We start from the raw sequence: 21,138 nt of genomic DNA on the forward strand, positions 1-21,138 counted from the left end.
GAAGTTAGGAGTTCAGTACCAGCGCGTTGTTATTCAAAACGCAGCAGTGTTGAGACTACAAAACTTGCTCGGGTACACCATCTGCGTTGGGCACCAACATGATTTCTCACCTGGCATTTAACTTTGTGCACCAACTGGCATGCACGCCGCCCAACGGTCTTTGATTGTCTGAACCAGCATGATGTTGATTATGCCGATCCAGCCCAAAGATTCGCCTGATATCGCCAACACCTGTACATACTTGTACGGGTTGCGGCGCCATCAGGACTTGATTCAAATATTAAGCAACCAGGCTAGCTTGCTCAACGCGGATACCAGCACCCATCGTTGAAGACAGCGAAACCTTGCGCAGGTAAACACCCTTGCTGGTTGCCGGCTTAGCTTTGCTCAGCGCATCAATCAGTGCCAACAGGTTCGATTTCAATTCAGCATCGCTGAACGATTTACGACCGATAGTTGCGTGAATGATACCTGCCTTGTCAGTACGGTATTGCACTTGACCAGCTTTTGCATTTTTAACTGCAGTAGCGACGTCAGGAGTAACAGTACCAACCTTCGGGTTAGGCATCAGGCCACGTGGGCCGAGGATTTGACCCAGGGTACCAACGATACGCATAGTGTCTGGCGATGCGATAACGATATCGAAAGGCATGTTACCGGCTTTGATTTGCTCAGCCAGGTCTTCCATACCAACAATATCAGCGCCTGCAGCTTTAGCTTGTTCCGCTTTTTCGCCAGATGCGAAAACTGCAACACGAACGGTCTTGCCTGTACCAGCCGGCAATACCACTGAACCACGCACAACCTGATCCGACTTCTTCGCGTCTACGCCCAATTGGACGGACACGTCGATCGATTCGTTGAACTTGGCTGTTGCGCATTCCTTGATCAACGCAATAGCGTTATCAAATGGATAGGCCTTGGTACGATCAACTTTTGCTTTAAATGCTTTTACGCGTTTTGTTAACTTAGCCATTACAGACCCTCCACCGTGATGCCCATTGAACGAGCGGAACCGGCGATGGTACGCACGGCAGCTTCCAGATCAGCACCAGTCAGGTCGGGCTTCTTCTGGGTAGCGATGTCTTCTGCTTGTTTACGCGTGATCGAGCCAACCTTGTCGGTATGCGGCTTAGCGGAACCCTTGGTGATGCCGGCAGCTTTCTTGATCAGAATAGTTGCAGGAGGAGTCTTCATCACGAAAGTGAAAGACTTATCCGCAAATGCAGTGATCACAACTGGAATTGGCAGACCTGGCTCAACACCTTGAGTCTGGGCGTTAAACGCCTTGCAGAATTCCATGATGTTCAGGCCGCGCTGACCCAGTGCTGGACCGATCGGAGGGGATGGGTTTGCTTTACCAGCTGGAACTTGCAGCTTGATAAAACCAATGATTTTCTTTGCCATGATGGCTCCTACGTTGATTGAGTGTTAGCGCCTGTTCGCTCAGCTTGCTGAGCTAATTGGGCTCCTCTCTTACTAATAACAGCGGATTTGTGAGTCTTGAGGACTTACTGCGCTCCGCCGGGCGCACTTATTACCAACTCTTGCGATGTGTGAATACGGTCTAAATAACCGGGAATCAGACTTTTTCAACCTGGCCGAATTCCAGCTCAACCGGTGTCGCACGACCGAAGATGGTGACCGTCACGCGCACGCGCGATTTTTCGTAGTTCACTTCTTCGACGTTGCCGTTGAAATCAGTGAAAGGACCATCTTTGATACGTACCAGCTCGCCCACTTCATACAACACTTTCGGACGCGGCTTCTCGACGCCATCTTGCATTTGCTGCATGATCTTGTCGACTTCGTGCTGCGGAATCGGCGTAGGCTTATTCGACTTGCCGCCGATAAAACCGGTTACCTTGTTGGTATTCTTGACCAGATGCCATGTTTCATCAGTCATTTCCATTTCAACCAGAACATAGCCCGGGAAGAAACGACGTTCAGTTACAGACTTCTGACCATTTTTGACTTCAATCACTTCTTCAGTCGGCACCAGAATCTGGCCGAACTGGTCTTGCATACCGGCACGTTCCGCACGCTCAGTGAGTGCACGCATCACGCTTTTTTCCATACCAGAATAAGCATGCACCACATACCAGCGCTTCTTGCCCATAGGCGCAGACGCCGGTGTCGTTACTTCGACCGGCGTTGCTTGTGCGTCGTCTTGTGTGCTTTCGCTCATTATTATTTCCAACCCAAAATCACGTCGTACAACAGAACCTCGAGGAGCTTATCGGTGCCCCACAGGAAAATCGCCATTACCAGCACAAAGACAAAAACGATCGCAGTAATCTGCATCGCTTCTTTGCGGGTGGGCCAGACAACCTTTTTAGTTTCGCGTATGGCTTCCTTGGCGAAGCCCAGAAATTCACGACCTTGAGTCGAGGTCCATGCAAATGCAATCGCAACGATCAAACCGGCGACTAGCACACCCGCACGTACCAAGCCTGACTTGTCCGACAAAAAATAAAAGCCGACTATGCCGGCAACGACAGCTAAAACTGCCAATACTACTTTGAGCTTGTCGCCTGATGGGCTGACAGTTTGCACAGGGTGGTTAGACATACGTGGATTTACTTTCAGTACCCTACACCTGAATCGGTGGCAGGGGCGGAGGGCATCGAACCCCCAACCTCCGGTTTTGGAGACCGGCGCTCTGCCAATTGAGCTACACCCCTAACGCTTAACACTTAACACTTGATTGAGTTACTTGGCTTATTTAACTCACACTACACTTTTGCTTGACTACTGCTTGCTGAGACATCAACGCCGCGAGACGGATATATCCAGAATCGCGGCGTCTACAACCGATAAATTACGCGTCAGGCAGGATTTTAGCAACAACACCTGCACCAACAGTACGACCACCTTCACGGATAGCAAAGCGCAAGCCTTCTTCCATCGCGATCGGGTTGATCAGCATGACAGTGATCGACACGTTATCGCCTGGCATGACCATTTCCTTGCCTTCTGGCAATGCGATCGAACCCGTCACGTCCGTAGTACGGAAGTAGAACTGGGGACGATAGTTGTTGAAGAATGGTGTATGACGACCGCCTTCGTCTTTCGACAGAACGTAGATCTCGCCTGTGAAATGCTTGTGCGGCTTGATCGTGCCTGGCTTCGCCAGAACTTGACCGCGCTCGACGTCTTCACGCTTGGTTCCGCGCAACAGAACACCAACGTTATCGCCGGCTTGACCTTGGTCCAGCAGCTTACGGAACATTTCAACGCCAGTACATGTGGTCTTCTGGGTGTCGCGGATACCGATGATTTCCAGTTCTTCGCCGACTTTCACAATACCGCGCTCGATACGACCAGTCACCACAGTGCCGCGACCCGAGATCGAGAACACGTCTTCCACCGGCAACAGGAACGCACCGTCAACTGCGCGCTCCGGGGTTGGAATGTAGCTGTCCAGTGCTTCCGCCAGCGCCATGATGGCCTGCTCGCCCAGAGGACCAGTGTCGCCTTCGAGAGCCAGCTTCGCCGAACCCTTGATGATTGGCAGGTCGTCGCCTGGGAATTCGTACTTGCTCAGTAACTCACGCACTTCCATCTCAACCAGCTCGAGCAACTCTTCGTCGTCGACCATGTCAACCTTGTTCAGGAACACAATGATGTACGGAACACCAACTTGACGTGCCAGCAGGATGTGTTCACGGGTTTGCGGCATTGGGCCGTCAGCTGCCGAACATACCAGGATCGCACCGTCCATTTGCGCCGCGCCGGTGATCATGTTTTTAACATAGTCAGCATGGCCTGGGCAGTCAACGTGCGCGTAGTGGCGGTTCGCCGTTTCGTATTCTACGTGCGCTGTGTTAATCGTAATACCGCGGGCTTTTTCTTCCGGAGCAGCATCGATTTGCGCGTAGCCTTTTGCTTCGCCGCCAAATTTCTTCGACAGCACTGTCGCAATCGCTGCCGTCAGCGTCGTTTTGCCATGATCAACGTGGCCAATCGTGCCCACATTCACGTGCGGCTTGGTCCGCTCAAATTTGCTCTTTGCCATCTTGGAACTCCTAAAGATTTGATGAGAATGTTCAGGCACGCGCCCGACTGCATTACATTGAAAACTACAGATTGACTAATCAAGAAAATACAGCGCCGGCACCGCACCAAATCGGGCACTGCAAACAAACTGAATACTTGGTGCCCTTGACGTGGATCGAACACGTGGCCTCTCCCTTACCAAGGGAGTGCTCTACCACTGAGCTACAAGGGCTGTGCTGCTCGTGCGCCGACAAAATCCAGCGACACGCTCAACTTTATAAACTTGCAAAAACATTTTCACTTGCAACTCATGTGCAACTAAACTGGAGCGGGTGAAGGGAATCGAACCCTCGTCATAAGCTTGGAAGGCTTCAGCTCTACCATTGAGCTACACCCGCGAGATCATTTCTTCATCCACAACGATTTACTGCCTACACTACTTCCGATAATGGTGGAGAGGGCTGGATTCGAACCAGCGTACTCGTAAGAGGGCAGATTTACAGTCTGCTGCCATTAACCACTCGGCCACCTCTCCGCACGGAACCCAAAACTATAGTGAAAGACCTTGAGCTTGTCAATCATAACCGATGATTTTTCTGAAAATAATTTCGAGAATCGATCAAACAGCATTGTTGGTGAAGCCAAGCCCGACAGTATACAACGAAGATTTTCAAATAGACAAGCGCTTACGCGAAATTTAATCTAAAAACTTTCCGGCCGCTTGATTTAGAAACGTGTTTCGCGCGCAGCCCGTAAAAATCCATCGAGTATCGGGGTGCAATCCAGCAGTTGCGGGCCCCCGGCGCGATGAAATTCCGGATGCCATTGCAAACCCATGACAAATGGCGCTTTTCGATAACGAATTGCCTCAATGATATTGTCGGTGCCGGAAACCGCCTCCACCGACAGATCGCGACCGAGATCCTTGACTGCCTGGTGGTGTATCGAATTCACCAACCACTCCTTCCGGGCATCGCTATGGGAAGTAAATAGTCCAGCCAAGGACGACCCCGGCGGAAATTGGATCGCGTGATGCAGGCTGTCATATTCTTCGTTGACATGCGTGATCGAGGTCGGCACATCCGTCGCGATGTCCTGATACAAGGTCCCGCCCAGGGCAACGTTAATCAACTGGCAGCCGCGGCAGATGCCGAGCACCGGCTTGCCCGCCTCAATGAACTCGTGCAACAGTTCCAGCTCATACATGTCGCGGACCCGGTCACCCCCCCACTCCGGCCGGGTCGCGGCTTCCGCATAGCTTTGCGGCGAGACGTCCGCCCCACCTTGTAATACCAGGCCATCTAAATGCTTGGCATAGTCACGCAAGCGGATGCTGCTCGGATGGACCAAGCCGTTGGTGTTGACCGTCGGGATCATGAATACCAGTACGTCGCGCGACATCACCCACTGCGCAATCGATTCTTCGAGGTATTGCAAAGTACGTCCGCGCAAGCCTTTGGCCCCCTCTTCCGGATGAAAAATACGCGCCGAGATACCGATTTTCAGGGTCCGCTGCATCATCCGGCGTCCCGCCTTGTCCGACATCGCCCTGAAGCGGGCGGCAATCAGCTTCCAGGTCTGCGCCCAAGGCGCTTCATCTGCCCCCAAGCTGCCGGACTGGCCAATGCTGGTGTAGACCGTGGGCTGTTCTGGCGGTTTGATTGGCTGCGGTGCAGGAGCGGCGGGCGGAATAACGGATTCAGGTGACTGTGCGGAAGTGGTATCGGGACCAGTGGAGGGAGTAGGGACAGGATCGGAATTTTTAATATCGGCCATGATGTCGAAAATTTAAGAAGGAATGTAGGTAGACTGTTGTCATCGTAAAACTATCCGCAACAACGGAAATTCGCCAATCATCGTCATTGAATAATGCCGCCAGCCATCCGTTTTCACTAAAGTTGTTGGTTGAATTTACTTCATATGGATAAAAATTTTCTTGCCAAAGTATAGGCCTAGTTAGTTTAATTTAGCGCCGCTCTCTTTAAGCACATATGGAAAAGAACCTGCTATTCAACGCATTAATCTATCTGGCGGCAGCGGTCGCTGCGGTACCGATTGCGAAACGGCTGGGACTGGGCGCAGTGCTTGGCTACCTGCTGGCCGGCATGGCCATCGGACCCTGGGGCTTGCGGCTGATCGACGGCGTTGAGGACATTTTGCATTTCTCTGAATTCGGCGTGGTACTGCTACTATTTTTGATCGGACTGGAACTCGATCCGAAGCGTCTATGGTCATTAAGGCGGCCCATTTTCGGCTGGGGAAGCGCTCAGGTCGGGGCCGTCACGCTGGCGCTATTCGGTGCAGCCATCGGCTTTGGCGTCGACTGGAAAACCGCACTCATTGCCGCGTTGGGGATGTCGTTGTCATCCACCGCGATCGTCATGGCGACGCTGGGTGAACGCAAGCTGACCGCCACGCCGGCAGGCTCGGCCGGCTTTGCCATTTTACTGTTCCAGGATATCGCTGCGATTCCCATGATTGCGATTGTGCCGTTGCTGGGCGTGGCTGCAGCGCAAGGCAGCGGCGCCGGCTGGCTCCACGCCGGCAAGGCCGTGGCGGTCATCGCAATGCTGATTTTTGGCGGTCGTTTTCTGATCCGGCCATTGATGCGCATCATCGCCAAAACCGAACTGCGCGAAATCTTTACCGCGTTTGCATTGTTGCTGGTGATTGCTACCGGCTTGCTGATGGCGTGGGTTGGCATGTCGATGGCATTAGGCGCATTTTTAGCCGGTGTGCTGCTGGCCGATTCCGAATATCGCCACGCTCTGGAGACCGATCTGGAACCGTTCAAAGGTTTGCTGCTGGGCTTGTTCTTTATTGCGGTCGGGATGTCGGTTGACTTCGGCGTATTTCTGGCATATCCGTGGCGAATTCTGGCATTGGTTGCTGCCTTCCTGCTCATCAAAATCGGCGTGTTGTACGTTCTCGGCAAACCGTTCAAGATTGCCCGTGCGCAACAATTCTTGTTCGCGCTGCTGTTATCGCAGGGCGGCGAATTCGCTTTTGTGGTGTTTGGTGCGGCGGCCACCGCCAAGATCTTCACTCAGGAAACTTCTTCGATATTGGTGGTCGTGGTGGCGCTGTCGATGGTCGCCACACCGTTGCTGCTGATTTTTTATGACAAGCTGGTGGCCCCGTATTTCGCCGCGGCGCGCAAGCGTCCCGATGACAAAATCGACGACAACGAGAATCCGGTCATCATCGCCGGCTTTGGACGCTTCGGCCAGATTATCGGCCGTTTGCTGCATGCCAACAAAATAGGCTTGACGGTGCTCGATCACGATCCGGATCAGATCGACATGCTGCGCAAGTTCGGCTTCAAAGTATTTTATGGCGATGCCACCCGTATCGATTTATTACGGACCGCGGGCGTGGCCAAAGCGCGTCTGCTGGTGGTCGCCATTGACGATGTCGAAGGCAGCCTTAGGCTGATCGCGGCCGTGCGGCATGCCTATCCGCTGCTGCCAATTGCGGCGCGCGCACGTAACATCTCGCACTACTACGACCTGATGGATTTAGGCGTCACCGTGCTCGAACGCGAAACCTTCGACTCGGCCTTGCAACTGGGCCGACAGGCATTGCAGCAACTCGGCTTCGGCACGCATCGTGCGCATCAGGCAGCGCTGAAATTTCGCGTCCACAATGTGCAAACCGTGCACGATGTCTATCCGCACCATAAGGATCAGCAAAAAATGGTGTCGCTGGCAAAACAGGCACGCGAAGAGCTGGAAGAGATGTTTGCACATGACCAGATGCTGCGCGATGATGAACCGGCCGACGGCTGGGACGGCGCGTAATCTTATAGGCTGAAATTGCCTTCAGCTGTCGGCATCAGCCAGCTTTGGCGCACACCATGTGACTACCGCATTAGAGGAAACGGGCGATCAGAAACACCACGGTCGAGATCAATATCGTCGAGGCGAACGGTAGCGAGAACAACTTACCGAACAACGTGAAACGGATGTCGCCGGGCAGACGCCCGATGCCCAGCTTTTCCAGCCATGGCAAGGCGCTGGAAAATACGATTACGGCAAGAAAAATCACTAAAACCCAACGTATCATTAAGTGCTTTCAATTGAACAAAGACGTTTGCAAAGACGCTAGCACTTCGAATCGGCTTACAGCCGAATTACAGGCGATGACAACGGTCGTTACGCGCGAAGCGTTCTGGCAAAGTCGCCTGATTCCCCACCACCAACACCTTGAACAGCTCACCCATCTCGGCCGGCGATACCAATTTCTGCACGGCATTGGCTTGCGGCAGGTATGCCAAGACGTTTTCCGGCGGCGTTCGCAGCAACAGTTCTGCTATGCCGGCATCCAGCAAAAACGCCGCCTGACAGGTGTATCCCAACACTTCCAGACCGCCATTGACGGCGGCAAGCGCCATCGCAGTGAAGTCCACATGCGCGGTCACATCCTGCAAACCCGGCCAATAAAATGGATCGCTATGCGCGTGGTGGCGATAGTGACACATCAGCGTACCCTGATCGCGTTGCTCCAAATAATATTCAGAGGCTGGGAAACCATAATCAAATAACAACGCCGCACCACCGGTTCCCGCCTTCAGCATCGCTGCCAGCGAGTGCATGAAACCAATCGCTACCGGATGTACCTCAGTCAGGTAACCAACGGCCAACTGGTCAGCCTCCGGGATTTGCACCACCAGCGCTTGGTCTGCGGGTCGGTCGACATACACAAACCGTGGCTCAGCGTCTGGCTGAGAAGGTTCCGCCAGCCCGACCCCGCGCTGTAGCCAGTCCTGTTCGTCACGCACCACCAGCTCAACCGGCATCGCATCCAGCACTTCATTACCGATCACCACGCCGGAAAAAGCCGCCGGCAAACGATCCAGCCACTGCACTTGAGGAAAGCCGCGCAGCTTTTGTTCTTGCCGGGCGCGCAATTCGGCCGACAGCTCCACGATGTAATACGCCTCCAATACGGTGCCGCTGGCGTGCAATTCTGTCAGGATGTCAAACGCCAGCTGGCCGGTGCCTGCACCGAATTCCAGCATGCGCGATACCAACGGCGCATCCGGCGCGGCGATTAACTCGGTTGCCAATTGAGCGAGTGTTGCGCCAAAAAGCGGCGTAATCTCGGGCGCGGTTGTAAAATCACCGTCTTTGCCCAGTTTTGCCGCGCCGCCGCTGTAATAACCGAGGTCCGGCGCATACAGCACCAACTCCATATAACGCGCGAACGAGATCCAGCCATGGTGTTGACGGATCTCGGCAGTGATGAGATTGTGCAGCAAGCGCGAGGCGTGCTGCGCTTCGATGGAAGCTTCAGGTAGTTGCAGTTGCATGGCGATATTGTAGGAGATATCGCCGTTCCAATTAGCGATCTCGGTGCAATTCATGAAGTAAATCACGCGTTATCGCGCCAATCAGCGACAATCGCAGCAAAAATCGCCACGAAAGTTGCGACCAGGAAATACAACCGCACAACGAATACTAAGTTTATGAGCATGCCCTCCAACCGCCCGTCACCTGTTGCGCAAGTAGCGCTGGTCACCGATGCCGCCAGTTCGCTCGGCCGCATCATCGCACGCGCGCTGGCACAGCAAGGCTGGGATCTTGCGCTGCATTATCAGCAAGCCGAAGCCCCGACGCTGGCACTGGTCAAAGAGTGTGAAGCCATCGGTCGCCGGGCGCTGGCAATCCCGGCCAGTCTCAGCGACGAAGCCCAGGTCAGGTCGCTGGTGCCAAGGGTGATCGCGGCCCTCGGCAGCTTGTCGTGCGTGGTCAACAATGCGACCCGGGTCGAGCAAGATAGCGCCGCCGATTTTTCAGCAGCGCAACTTGCGCAGCATATGCGCAGCAACCTGGCGGCACCGATTCTGCTGGCGCAGGCGCTGCACGCCGCCACGCCCGAAGGTGCGCAAGCGGCGGTCATCAATCTGCTGGATCAGAAACTGTTCAGTCCACAGCCGGATTTTTTGTCCTACACGCTGTCCAAAGCGGCGCTGCACAGCGCCACCCAGTTGTTGGCCCTAGCCTTGGCGCCACGTTTACGGGTGGTCGGCATTGCGCCAACTCTCGACCTGAGCCAGCCCGGCATCAGCCCCGTATTAAGCGTTGCGGCCAGCGCCGACGACCTGGCGGCCAGCATCTGCTTTATCGCCGCCTCGTCCGCCATTACCGGCACCACATTGCTGGTCGATGGCGGCCAGCATCTACGCACTCGCCCTGGCAATCAGGTTGCTGTCGAGGCCGCCGGCAACGGCGGCCACCACCACCAACCATAACCCTATTCTCTTACTGACCGAAACCATGCTCTCCGCACTCATCCACCCCGACCTTAGCGATTGCCGCCGCCTGTTTCTGCGCAACTATGAAGTGCAGATCAATATCGGCGTCTATGAATTTGAGAAAAAAGGCGAACAGCGGGCGCTGATCAACGTCGACCTGTTCATCCCGCTGGCACTCTCCACTCCCAGTCACGATCAGATGGATGAAGTCGTGGATTACGACTTCATGCGCAATACCGTCGCCAGACGCATGGAACAAGGCCATATTCATCTGCAGGAAACCCTGTGCGATGATCTCGTCAGCGCATTGCTGGCCCATCCGAAAGTACGCGCAGTGCGCGTCACTACCGAAAAACCGGATGCTTATAATGACTGTGATTCGGTCGGCGTCGAAGTATTTCGGATCAAACCGAAAGCATAATAATTGTTGGAGTTAGCATGAATACCGTATTAAGAACCTTTCTCGACCCGAACTTGCTTGATCTGACGCCGCCAGCCGCGCATTCCGCCAGCCCGGCCAGCCAGGAGCCAGCCGCACCGAGCCTGAAACAAGCCGAAAAGATCGCCTACGAAAACAACAAGCTGCACAAGCGCTTGTGTCGTCAAGTCGGCCAGGCCATCGGCGATTTCAACATGATTGAAGACGGCGACAAGATCATGGTGTGTGTATCGGGCGGCAAGGACAGTTACGCGCTACTGGATATTTTGATCACGCTGCGCGAACGCGCACCGATCAATTTCGACATCATCGCGGTCAATCTGGATCAGAAGCAGCCGAATTTTCCCGCGCATATCTTGCCGGAATACCTGACCAAGCTGGGCGTCGCGTTCCATATCGAAAATCAGGACACCTACAGCATCGTCAAGCGCGTGATCCCGGAAGGCAAAACCACTTGCTCGCTGTGCTCACGCCTGCGGCGCGGCATCCTGTACCGCGTCGCCACGGAACTGGGGGCAACCAAAGTCGCACTCGGCCATCACCGCGATGACATCATGGAAACCTTCTTCCTGAATATGTTCTTTGGCGGCAAGCTAAAGAGCATGCCGGCCAAATTGCAATCGGACGATGGCAAGCAAATCGTCATTCGTCCATTGGCCTATGTCAAAGAAGCCGACCTGAGCCGCTACGCCGAGGTGAAACAATTCCCTATCATTCCTTGCGATCTGTGCGGCAGCCAGGAAAATCTGCAACGCAAGCAGATCAAGGGCATGTTGCGCGAATGGGAAAAGAAACATCCGGGGCGCGTCGATAACATCTTCGCATCGCTGTCAACGGCGGCGCCGTCGCACTTGATGGATCGCAAGCTGTTCGACTTCGTCGGACTGAAAGCGACCGGCATTGCCGATCCTGACGGCGATATCGCCTTTGATGATGAACCCTGTGCGGTGCCGACCGCCACCGTCTCCAGCATCATCCCGCTGCAGGTTGCGGATTAGGCGCCTGAAGTTGTCATGCCGCAGACGTAAAAAGGGACGCTTGAAGCGTCCCTTTTTACGTCTGCAGGGCAAGGTTTTTTAATTGTAAGCGATTACATAACGCATCCACGCCACATGTAAATTTTCAATTGAAGATGTCAGATCGAACTATATAATCAAAATCTCCACCTGACGGTTGTCCCGTGTCAGCGCTGATGTTGGGTTGGTTTAACGGGTGCGTATTTTGCTCTATTTTTGCTCTATTCTCGCTCTATAGATAATCAGGAAAAGAAACATATGCCCGCTTCCTACACCCTCAAAAGGGACGATGATGGAGAATTTTATTTCGTGTTGTACGCTGCCGACGGCGAAGTCGTCTTGACCAGTGAAACTTACGCAGCAAAAGCGTCCGCAGAAATCGGTATCGCCTCGGTGCAAACCAACAGCTCGCAAGATGATCGCTATAGCCGCAAGCAAGCGGCCAATGGCAAGTTTTACTTCAACCTGAAAGCCGCCAATCATCAGGTTATCGGCCACAGCCAGATGTACACCACCACCGTCGCCCGCGATGTCGGCATCGCCTCAGTCAAGAAAAATGGCCCAACCAGCACTGTCATCAATGAAACTTGATTGATCCGGCGGCATAACCAGCCCCTTAAAAATGCGGAAGATTGGCGAAAAAACAAGCAAAACGCAACGTTAGCGCTCGGACAACGCCAAACCGCGTGCTAAAATTTTGCACCTCTTTTCTACGCAAAGTGCTGTCTATGAACGTTGTCATCCTCGCCGCCGGTCTGGGCAAACGCATGCAATCGGCGCTGCCGAAAGTCCTCCATCCACTCGCCGGAAAATCTCTGCTCGCGCATGTCATCGACACCGCACGCAGCTTGTCGCCCACCAGATTATGCGTAATTTACGGGCACGGCGGCGATGCCGTTCTGAACCGCTTCACTGACAGCGACTTAGTGTTCGCCAAACAGGAACCGCAACTCGGCACTGGCCACGCCGTCATGCAGGCGCTGCCGCAACTGGACGATTCCGTGCCGACGCTGGTGCTGTATGGCGATGTCCCGCTGACTTCCTGCGCCTCGCTGCAACGTCTGGTGAATGCTGCCGGCAATGACAAGCTGGCGATCCTGAGCGTGCAACTTGACGATCCGACCGGCTACGGCCGCATTGTCCGCGAAGGCGGCGAGATCGTCCGCATCGTCGAACAAAAAGACGCCAGCGCAACCGAACGCGCGATCACCGAATGCAACACCGGCATCATGGTCGTGCCCACCGCCCAACTGAAGCAATGGCTGACCGGCTTGTCCAACAACAATGCGCAAGGCGAATACTATCTGACCGACATCGTCGCCAGCGCCGTTGCAGCTGGCACGCCGGTGGTCTCGGCGCAGCCCGACGCCGTCTGGGAAACGCTGGGCGTCAATAGCAAAGTGCAACTGGCTGAACTGGAACGCATCCACCAGCGCAGCATCGCCCATCGTCTGCTGGAACAAGGCGTGACGCTACTCGACCCTGCCCGGCTGGATGTGCGCGGCACGCTGACCTGCGGCCGCGATGTGACGATCGATGTCGGTTGCGTCTTTGAAGGCCACGTTACGCTGGAAGACGGCGTCACCATCGGCGCCAACTGCGTCATCAAAGACGCCCGCATCGGCCGCACAGCCAGCATCAAACCGTTTTGCCATATCGAAGACGCAACCGTCGGCGCAGCCTCGCAAATCGGTCCCTATGCGCGCCTGCGCCCCGGCACAACGCTGGGCGAAGACGTCCACATCGGCAACTTCGTCGAAGTCAAAAACAGTCAGGTCGCCGCGCACAGCAAAGCGAATCATTTGGCCTACGTCGGCGACGCCACCGTCGGCGCGCGCGTCAACATCGGTGCGGGCACGATTACCTGCAACTACGACGGCGCAAATAAATTCCGTACCGTGATTGAAGACGATGCATTTATCGGTAGCGACAGTCAGCTGGTTGCGCCGGTGACTGTTGGCAAAGGCGCGACGCTGGGCGCAGGGACGACCTTGACCAAGGATGCCCCGGCAGGCAAGCTGACCGTGTCGCGGAGTCGGCAGGTAACGATCGACGGCTGGCTGCGGCCGGTAAAGATAAAGAAATAAAGGCTGGCGTACGGTGCGCAAGGCGCATCGTACGCATCAAACCGCGATGCCAGTCTCAAACTTGCTCCGCAAAATCGAAAAATAAGCCTTCACATTGCGCACGTTTTTCTGTGCCGCGAACAACTGATGCGCCAACGCGTGATACGCCGGCATATCCGCAACCTGCACCACCAGCACAAAATCCGGGCCCGGCGAGACCCGGTAGCATTGCAGCACCGGCGCCACATTCGCCACCAGCGCTTCGAACTCAAGCTGGCGCTCGTCACCCTGATGATCCAGCGTCACTTCCACCAGCGCCGTTAATCCGGCGCCGACCTTTTCCGGCGCCACGATCGCGACTTGGCGCACGATCACGCCAAGATCCGTCAAACGCTTGACTCGCCGCAAGCAAGTTGGCGCGGAGGCGTGGACTTGCTCCGCCAACTGTTGATTGGTTTGCGAAGCATCCGCTTGCAGCGCGTTCAGGATACGTCGATCCAGCTCATCAAGAATAATATCCATTGACTCAAGTTGAAATAACTAGTTAATAATCACTTATAAATGAATTTATATTTCACACAAAAACAAAAAAGAAATAATACCTCAAATATACATATATTTAGACAATTTATTTCATCAACATCAGTCTAAGATACACTTATCTAAATTTCAACCAGAGGCCATCATGTGCGGTATCGTCGGCGCAGTTGCGCAAAACAATGTCACTCCTATCTTGCTCGAAGGCTTAAAACGTCTCGAATATCGTGGCTATGACTCCTGCGGCGTAGCGCTGCACGTTGATGGCAAGTTGCAGCGTGCGCGCAGCACTTCCCGTGTCGCCGACCTGGAAAAACAAATCGCCAATTCGGGATTAGCTGGCTTCACCGGCATTGCCCACACGCGCTGGGCTACCCATGGCGCACCGGCCACGCACAACGCGCATCCCCACTTTTCCGGTGACCGCATCGCGCTGGTCCACAACGGCATCGTCGAAAATCACGACGAACTGCGGATTGAATTGCAAGCCGCCGGTTATGTGTTCGCCAGCCAGACCGATACCGAAGTCATCGCCCATCTGATCAATCACATGTACACCGGCGACTTGTTCGAAACCGTACAACATGCCGTCAAGCGCCTGACCGGCGCCTACGCGATTGCCGTGTTCAGCGTTGACGAACCACATCGCGTCGTCGCCGCGCGCCAAGGCTCACCGCTGGTCGTTGGCGTAGGCGACGGGCAGAACTTCGTCGCATCCGACGCGATGGCGATCGCGGGGACTACCGACCAGATTATCTATCTTGAAGATGGCGATGTGGTCGATCTGCAATTGCAACGCGTCTGGATCGTCGACGCTCTCGGCAAGTCGGTCGAGCGTGAAGTCAAAACCGCGCACGCCTACAGCAGCACGGTAGAACTCGGCCCGTATCAACACTACATGCAAAAGGAAATTTTCGAGCAGCCACGCGCGATTGCCGACACGTTGGGAGGCGTCGCCAGCATCATGCCGGAACTGTTCGGCGACAAGGCATTCGGCATTTTCCAGCAAATTGACTCAGTCCTGATTCTGGCGTGCGGCACCAGTTATTACGCTGGCCTGACAGCCAAGTACTGGATCGAATCAGTTGCCAAAATCCCGGTCAATGTCGAGATCGCCAGCGAATATCGCTACCGCGACAGCGTACCGAATCCAAACGCGCTGGTCGTCACCATTTCGCAAAGCGGCGAAACCGCCGACACACTGGCTGCACTCAAACACGCGCGCGCGCAAGGCATGCTGCACACGCTCACCATCTGCAACGTCGCCACCAGCGCCATGGTGCGTGAATGCGTACTCGCCTACATCACCCGCGCCGGCGTCGAAGTCGGCGTGGCCTCGACCAAAGCCTTCACCACACAATTGGTCGCCCTGTTCCTGCTGACGCTGGCACTGGCACAGATCAAAGGCCGGCTCAGCGACGAGCAGGAGCTGGCACACCTGAAAGCACTCCGCCACCTTCCGTCTGCGCTGCAAAGTGTGCTGGCGCTGGAACCGCACATCATCGCCTGGGCCGAGACCTTCACCCGTAAAGAAAACGCGCTGTTCCTCGGCCGCGGCCTGCACTACCCAATCGCGCTCGAAGGTGCTTTGAAGCTGAAAGAAATCACCTACATCCACGCCGAAGCCTACGCCGCCGGCGAACTCAAGCATGGTCCGCTAGCGCTGGTAACCGAAGAGATGCCGGTCGTCACCGTCGCGCCCAACGACGCGCTCATCGAAAAACTCAAATCCAACATGCAGGAAGTCCGCGCCCGCGGCGGTCAATTGTACGTATTCGCCGACGCCGATTCCCGCATCAACTCCAGCGAAGGCGTCCACGTGATTCGCCTGCCGGAAAACTACGGTCTGCTGTCGCCGATTTTGCATGTGGTTCCGCTGCAACTGCTTGCATATCACACCGCGCTGGCGCGCGGAACAGATGTGGATAAACCTCGGAATCTGGCAAAATCCGTGACAGTTGAATGAGCGGTAACGCTTGATGAACTGTTGATCACAAACAATAAAGTCTGTCGGGTGGTAATAAAGTCAGTCGGGCGTATGCCGCTGACCAAAATTGAGGCAGGTGCGCGAGCGAACAATATCACTCGGCGTTTTTTCGAAATCAAGTTCGTAGGTGGGGCTCTTTCCGAATAAGGTTCGGAACACTGATCTATTAAAGACAGCCATCTTGGCAAGCGGAGGATTGAGAATCCTTGTGGCGGCGGTTCAATTCCGCCCCGGGCCACTAAGAATCTCAAGCGTTAGCGCCGAAGCAGGGGTAGTTCGACTCTGTTTACTCAAATTGCATTGCCATTTTCCCAGGCAACGGCACCTTCAGCCATTTTTGCACGATCGCGTTCAATTCGTTGTTCTTCTTCGCTTGTGTTAGCGCAGTATTCACCTTCGTCATCAGTGCCGGCTCTTCTTTGAGCAAGCCGACGTAGCATGCAGATTCTTGAATGATGTATTTCATTTGCGGTTTGTTGCTGACTGCTTTTTCGGCCAGTGCAACGGCAACGAAATCACCGGTGCCGACCAGTTGCACCTGACCCGACAGATACGCCGAGATCATGCCGTTGTTGTCCTCATAGCGTTTAATAACGGCGCTGGGTGGTGCAGTTTCGGTCAACTGGCTGTCCTGAAACGTTCCGCGTGCGACACCGATGGTTTTTCCAGCCAGGTCTACAGGACCTGAGACTTTCAAACTGGCAGGGCCAAAGACGCTGTTGTTATAGGGTGAATACGGTTGCGAAAAGGCGATGACTTTTTCGCGTTCGGCATTCTTGCCCAATGTGGAAATCGCAAGATCGGCCTTGTGTGTTTGCAGATAGGCGATGCGGTTGGCGCTCGTGACCGGCACCAGCTCCAGTTTCAGCCCAATGCTCTTGGCAATCAGCGTTGCGACGTCGATGTCCAGTCCCTGCAGTTTCATGTCCGCGGTGACGGATCCGAACGGCGCAAAATCCTGTGGCACAGCAATACGCAGGATGCCGCGTTTCTGGATATCAGTCAGGGCATCGGCCTGCGCATTTTGCGCTGCCATGATGCACAGATTGACGGACAGCAGCAAGAGTTTTGCAAATCTCATCAGATCACCTGGACGAAGATGTTTATGTAAGGGCTATCTCGGTGCGTTATACATCGAAATTAGCGGACATGCTTTTTTACGCAATAAATATGCCATGGTGTGAAGTAAAACCTGATGCATCGCCAAGCGGAAGACATGGCCGAGACAGCATTCTCGGCGGCGCTCATCTCGTTATTCCTGTCCGCTTTGTTTTTATCGTAGTGATTCCGGCCGGAACCGGAATCACTGCATGCCATAAGTGAAACGGCGCATCATCCCCGCATTATCCCTTTACGCACACCACCTGTTTCAAGGTATGCACTACTTCCACCAGGTCGCGCTGCGCTTCCATCACCGCATCGATATCCTTGTATGCCATCGGGATTTCATCGATCACATCGGCATCCTTGCGACATTCCACACCGCGCGTTGCGTTGATTTGATCGGCAATCGTAAAGCGCTTCTTCGCCTCGGTCCGGCTCATCGACCGTCCGGCGCCGTGGCTGCAGCTATGGAAACTTTCCGGGTTGCCTTTTCCGCGCACGATGTAGCTCTTGGCGCCCATTGACCCGGGAATGATGCCAAGCTCTCCTTCACGCGCCGATAGCGCACCCTTGCGCGTGACCAGCACATCCTTGCCGAAGTGCGTTTCTTTCTGCACGTAGTTGTGGTGACAGTTCACTGCTTCCACGTGCGTCTCGAACGGTTTTGTAATTACGGTACGTACTGCCGCAATCAAATTCTGCATCATCACTTCACGATTCATGCGAGCGAATTTCTGCGCCCAGCTCACCGCTTCGACATAATCGTCGTAATGCTGCGTGCCTTCCGGCAGATAAGCCAGATCCTGATCCGGCAAGTGGATGAAATGGGTCCGCATATCCTGCTTGGCCAACTCGATGAAATGCGAACCGATCGCGTTACCCACGCCGCGCGAACCCGAGTGCAACATGAACCATACGCAGTTGGCTTCATCGAGACACACTTCAATGAAGTGATTGCCCGATCCCAGCGTCCCCAGATGGCGATAGTTATTCGTGTTCTTCAGCTTGGGCGTCTTCAGACAGAGCACATCGAATGCATCCTTCAACTGCGCCCACACCGCATCAACCTGCGCCGGCGGCGTTTCCCACGACCCTTTATCCCGGCCCTTGACACCACGCGTCTTGGGCGACATGCCGTGCGGGATGGCTTTCTCGATCGCGCTACGCAACGGTCGCAGGTTATCCGGAAGGTCGCTGGCACTCAATGTGGTTTTCGCCGCCATCATTCCACAACCGATATCCACCCCAACCGCAGCAGGAATGATTGCTCCCAATGTCGGGATCACGCTGCCGATGGTCGAGCCTTTACCGACGTGCACGTCCGGCATCACGGCGATATGCTTGTAGATGAATGGCATCTTTGCAGTATTGCTCAACTGGCGCCTGGCGCCGTCTTCCACAGGTACGCCTCTGGTCCACATCTTGATATGGCTTCCGCCTTCCACGTTCAGTACGTCGTATTCTTCGTGCTTCATCATCTTCTCTTCATAAAATCGGGTGATGATAAATTGTCGACCGCCTCCGCATTCATATTGCGCTCAAGATTTGCTCTTCCCGCGCTGATCACCCGGTTCATCATATCCCCCTGAATAACACGCTGTGAAGTCTTGCTCTTTGCTAGAACAACCCAACTAAGACAGATCCGCTTATGCCTTATCCAGATATGCCTCGGCCAAGCGCACCCAGTAAGTGGCCCCTATCGGCAGCAAGTCGTCATTGAAGTCATAGCTTGGATTGTGCAGATTGCACGGCCCGAGCCCGTGACCCATGTCGCGATGGTCGCCCTCACCGTTGCCGATGAGGACATAACAGCCCGGTTTTTCCTGCAGCATGTAGGCGAAGTCCTCTCCTGCCATGGACGGCTCCACCTGCGCATTGACGTTCTGTGCACCGACAATCGATTGCATCACGTCGAGCGCAACCGCCGTTTCCCCGGCATGATTGATAAGTGGCGGATAGCCATAATCGAAACGAAATTCAACCGTCGCACCGAACGCAGCCGCCATGTGCTGTGCAATGTCGCGCATGCCCTGCTCAATCAGGTCCCGCACCTCAAGGCTAAAGGTGCGCACCGTCCCTTTCAGGGTTGCTTCATCCGGGATCACATTGGTCGCGCTGCCGGCATGGATTTGCGTGACCGACAGCACGCCTGCATCGATCGGGTTCTTGTTGCGTGCGATGATGGCTTGCCAGCTTTGTGCAATCTGCACTGCGATCATAATCGGATCGATACTTTTATGTGGCTGCGCGGCATGCGCACCTTTGCCTTTGACGACTACTTCAAACTCGCTGGAGGATGCCATCATCGCCCCTGGCCTCACGCCAAAACACCCTGCCGCCATACCCGGAAAGTTGTGCATGCCGAACACTGCCTGCATCGGGCATTTCTCGAACAAGCCATCATCCATCATCCGTTTCGCACCGGCCCCACCCTCTTCCGCCGGTTGGAAAATCAGATATACGGTCCCGTCAAAATTGCGATGCAAAGACAGGTAATAGGCTGCTCCCAACAGCATCGCGGTATGACCGTCGTGGCCACAAGCGTGCATCCTGCCCGCATTCCTGGAGCTATGCGGAAAACTGTTCAGTTCCTGCATTGGCAGCGCATCGAGGTCGGCGCGCAAACCGAGCGCACGTTCGCTGCTGCCGCTTTTGACAATACCGACTACGCCGGTCACACCCAAACCACGCAAAATCGGGATACCCCACTCCGTCAGCTTTTGCGCAACTAGCTCGGCAGTATATTTTTCTTCGTAGCAGAGTTCTGGATGCGCGTGAAGGTCGCGCCGAATTTGCTGTAATTCGGCATGGAACCGAATAATGGGGTCGATCAGCTTCAAGATAAGCTCCTTTAATTTTCGTGTTTTTTCTACACATTTCAACGGCAAAATCTTTGGCCGAAGCGACTGAGGCTGCTCGCTTGCGCATCTATCAACACCGACACGCAAGTTGCACTCACTTCAATGAGCCGGAAAGAAATTGCTTCAAACGGGGACTTGCGGGATGGTTCAGCACAATCCGCGGATCGCCCTGCTCTTCGATTTTTCCCTGGTGCAGGAAGATCACTTTGTTCGAGACATTGCGCGCAAAGCCGATTTCATGCGTCACGACGATCATCGTGCGTCCCTCTTTTGCCAGCGCCTGCATGACACGCAATACCTCTGTGACCAGCTCAGGATCAAGTGCCGAGGTCGGCTCATCAAACAACATCAGGTCGGGTTCCATTGCCAGCGCACGGGCAATCGCGACACGCTGCTGCTGACCGCCGGACAAGTGGGCCGGATAATACGCATCACGCTCCACTACGCCGACTTTGCCGAGATAATGACGGGCACGCTCGCATGCTTCTTTTTTGGAAAGACCCAAAACGTGGATAGGTGCCTCCATGACGTTTTCAAGGACGGTCATATGCGACCACAAATTGAAATTCTGGAACACCATCGCCAGCCTGGAACGCAGTTGCTGCAACCGTTTTGTGTTGGCGCAATCCAGATCGCCATCTTTTTTTCGCGTCAGGATCAATTTTTCATCGTTCACGAAAATGTCGCCCTCAGTCGGCTTTTCCAGCAAATTGATACAGCGCAAGAACGTGCTTTTTCCAGAACCCGAAGCCCCTATCATGCTGATGACATCACCTTTCCCGGCTTCTATCGAGACGCCTTTCAGCACCGCGTTCTGGCCATAAGCCTTATGCAGGTTTTCAACTTTCAACTGTGCCATAACATCCTTTACAC

Annotated in this window: 20 protein-coding genes and 5 tRNA genes; 8 read left to right on the plus strand and 17 right to left on the minus strand. The window is 54.6% G+C overall.

All coding sequences use genetic code 11. The features are described from left to right. Nucleotides 1–280: 280 nt before the first annotated feature. From rplA to AC3CHX_RS25810, 10 genes are all read right to left on the minus strand, one after another. The gene (gene rplA / locus AC3CHX_RS25765; protein ID WP_488630799.1) at nt 281–976 is read right to left on the minus strand and encodes a 50S ribosomal protein L1; all 696 of its coding nucleotides are present in this window, start codon (nt 974–976) and stop codon (nt 281–283) included. Next, nucleotides 976–1,407, minus strand: a complete 432-nt coding sequence (rplK, locus tag AC3CHX_RS25770) for a 50S ribosomal protein L11 (RefSeq protein WP_488630800.1) — start codon at nt 1,405–1,407, stop codon at nt 976–978. The genes rplA and rplK overlap by 1 nt, the downstream gene beginning before the upstream one ends. Nucleotides 1,408–1,582: 175 nt before the next feature. Further along, nucleotides 1,583–2,119 (minus strand): transcription termination/antitermination protein NusG, encoded by a 537-nt coding sequence (nusG, locus tag AC3CHX_RS25775; protein WP_370446503.1) that lies wholly within the window; start codon nt 2,117–2,119, stop codon nt 1,583–1,585. Between the two features lie 71 nt (nt 2,120–2,190). After that, nucleotides 2,191–2,571 (minus strand): preprotein translocase subunit SecE, encoded by a 381-nt coding sequence (secE, locus tag AC3CHX_RS25780; protein ID WP_488630801.1) that lies wholly within the window; start codon nt 2,569–2,571, stop codon nt 2,191–2,193. 37 nt (nt 2,572–2,608) lie between these two features. Beyond that, nucleotides 2,609–2,684 (minus strand) — tRNA-Trp (locus AC3CHX_RS25785). Between the two features lie 137 nt (nt 2,685–2,821). Further along, complete coding sequence (gene tuf, locus AC3CHX_RS25790) at nt 2,822–4,018, minus strand: elongation factor Tu (RefSeq protein ID WP_488630791.1); 1,197 nt, start codon at nt 4,016–4,018, stop codon at nt 2,822–2,824. A 138-nt stretch (nt 4,019–4,156) separates the two neighbouring features. Further along, a tRNA-Thr gene (locus AC3CHX_RS25795) sits at nt 4,157–4,231 on the minus strand. A 92-nt stretch (nt 4,232–4,323) separates the two neighbouring features. After that, nucleotides 4,324–4,397 (minus strand) — tRNA-Gly (locus AC3CHX_RS25800). A 51-nt stretch (nt 4,398–4,448) separates the two neighbouring features. Continuing rightward, nucleotides 4,449–4,534: transfer RNA gene (locus tag AC3CHX_RS25805), tRNA-Tyr, on the minus strand. Nucleotides 4,535–4,725: 191 nt separating this feature from the next. Next, nucleotides 4,726–5,775 carry a gamma-glutamyl-gamma-aminobutyrate hydrolase family protein gene (locus AC3CHX_RS25810; protein WP_488630802.1) on the minus strand — a complete coding sequence of 350 codons (1,050 nt, stop codon included), beginning with the start codon at nt 5,773–5,775 and terminating at the stop codon, nt 4,726–4,728. 215 nt (nt 5,776–5,990) lie between these two features. Between AC3CHX_RS25810 and kefC the strand changes: the two genes are divergently transcribed. Continuing rightward, nucleotides 5,991–7,799, plus strand: a complete 1,809-nt coding sequence (gene kefC / locus AC3CHX_RS25815) for a glutathione-regulated potassium-efflux system protein KefC (RefSeq protein ID WP_488630803.1) — start codon at nt 5,991–5,993, stop codon at nt 7,797–7,799. Nucleotides 7,800–7,869: 70 nt separating this feature from the next. Here kefC and AC3CHX_RS25820 read toward each other — a convergent pair whose 3' ends face one another. Both AC3CHX_RS25820 and AC3CHX_RS25825 read right to left on the minus strand, forming a co-directional pair. Then, the gene (locus AC3CHX_RS25820; RefSeq protein ID WP_488630804.1) at nt 7,870–8,064 is read right to left on the minus strand and encodes a DUF2905 domain-containing protein; all 195 of its coding nucleotides are present in this window, start codon (nt 8,062–8,064) and stop codon (nt 7,870–7,872) included. Nucleotides 8,065–8,131: 67 nt separating this feature from the next. Next, nucleotides 8,132–9,310: a class I SAM-dependent methyltransferase gene (locus AC3CHX_RS25825; RefSeq protein WP_488644933.1), complete on the minus strand. Its 1,179-nt coding sequence runs from the start codon at nt 9,308–9,310 to the stop codon at nt 8,132–8,134. 162 nt (nt 9,311–9,472) lie between these two features. On the opposite strand from AC3CHX_RS25825, the gene AC3CHX_RS25830 reads away from it, so the two are divergent. The 5 genes from AC3CHX_RS25830 to glmU all read left to right on the plus strand — a co-directional run bounded on the left by AC3CHX_RS25830 (nt 9,473) and on the right by glmU (nt 13,797). Further along, nucleotides 9,473–10,252, plus strand: a complete 780-nt coding sequence (locus tag AC3CHX_RS25830) for an SDR family NAD(P)-dependent oxidoreductase (protein ID WP_488644934.1) — start codon at nt 9,473–9,475, stop codon at nt 10,250–10,252. Between the two features lie 25 nt (nt 10,253–10,277). After that, a complete protein-coding gene (locus AC3CHX_RS25835) occupies nt 10,278–10,676 on the plus strand; it encodes a dihydroneopterin aldolase (RefSeq protein WP_488630805.1) in 399 nt (132 codons plus the stop codon). Between the two features lie 17 nt (nt 10,677–10,693). Then, a complete protein-coding gene (gene ttcA, locus AC3CHX_RS25840) occupies nt 10,694–11,692 on the plus strand; it encodes a tRNA 2-thiocytidine(32) synthetase TtcA (RefSeq protein WP_488630806.1) in 999 nt (332 codons plus the stop codon). A 276-nt stretch (nt 11,693–11,968) separates the two neighbouring features. After that, the gene (locus AC3CHX_RS25845; protein ID WP_488630807.1) at nt 11,969–12,301 is read left to right on the plus strand and encodes a YegP family protein; all 333 of its coding nucleotides are present in this window, start codon (nt 11,969–11,971) and stop codon (nt 12,299–12,301) included. A 137-nt stretch (nt 12,302–12,438) separates the two neighbouring features. Continuing rightward, nucleotides 12,439–13,797 carry a bifunctional UDP-N-acetylglucosamine diphosphorylase/glucosamine-1-phosphate N-acetyltransferase GlmU gene (glmU, locus tag AC3CHX_RS25850; protein ID WP_488630808.1) on the plus strand — a complete coding sequence of 453 codons (1,359 nt, stop codon included), beginning with the start codon at nt 12,439–12,441 and terminating at the stop codon, nt 13,795–13,797. A gap of 36 nt (nt 13,798–13,833) precedes the next feature. Here glmU and AC3CHX_RS25855 read toward each other — a convergent pair whose 3' ends face one another. Beyond that, a complete protein-coding gene (locus AC3CHX_RS25855; protein WP_488630809.1) occupies nt 13,834–14,298 on the minus strand; it encodes an Lrp/AsnC family transcriptional regulator in 465 nt (154 codons plus the stop codon). A gap of 163 nt (nt 14,299–14,461) precedes the next feature. Between AC3CHX_RS25855 and glmS the strand changes: the two genes are divergently transcribed. Together glmS and AC3CHX_RS25865 are read left to right on the plus strand one after the other, a co-directional pair. Beyond that, nucleotides 14,462–16,279, plus strand: coding sequence for a glutamine--fructose-6-phosphate transaminase (isomerizing) (gene glmS, locus AC3CHX_RS25860; protein WP_488630810.1), 1,818 nt, complete (start codon nt 14,462–14,464; stop codon nt 16,277–16,279). Nucleotides 16,280–16,474: 195 nt separating this feature from the next. Continuing rightward, nucleotides 16,475–16,538 (plus strand) — tRNA-Leu (locus AC3CHX_RS25865). Between the two features lie 48 nt (nt 16,539–16,586). Here the strand turns inward: AC3CHX_RS25865 and AC3CHX_RS25870 are convergent. The 4 genes from AC3CHX_RS25870 to AC3CHX_RS25885 all read right to left on the minus strand — a co-directional run bounded on the left by AC3CHX_RS25870 (nt 16,587) and on the right by AC3CHX_RS25885 (nt 21,124). Continuing rightward, complete coding sequence (locus AC3CHX_RS25870; RefSeq protein ID WP_488630811.1) at nt 16,587–17,381, minus strand: transporter substrate-binding domain-containing protein; 795 nt, start codon at nt 17,379–17,381, stop codon at nt 16,587–16,589. Nucleotides 17,382–17,643: 262 nt separating this feature from the next. Further along, nucleotides 17,644–18,879, minus strand: coding sequence for an RtcB family protein (locus AC3CHX_RS25875; RefSeq protein WP_488644935.1), 1,236 nt, complete (start codon nt 18,877–18,879; stop codon nt 17,644–17,646). Between the two features lie 171 nt (nt 18,880–19,050). Continuing rightward, the gene (locus AC3CHX_RS25880; protein ID WP_488630812.1) at nt 19,051–20,244 is read right to left on the minus strand and encodes a M20 aminoacylase family protein; all 1,194 of its coding nucleotides are present in this window, start codon (nt 20,242–20,244) and stop codon (nt 19,051–19,053) included. Between the two features lie 115 nt (nt 20,245–20,359). After that, entirely contained in the window at nt 20,360–21,124 is a 765-nt protein-coding gene (locus AC3CHX_RS25885; protein ID WP_488630813.1) for an ABC transporter ATP-binding protein, read from the minus strand. Between the last annotated feature and the right edge of the window lie 14 nt (nt 21,125–21,138).

It is taken from the genome of Glaciimonas sp. OK215, from assembly GCF_057787885.1.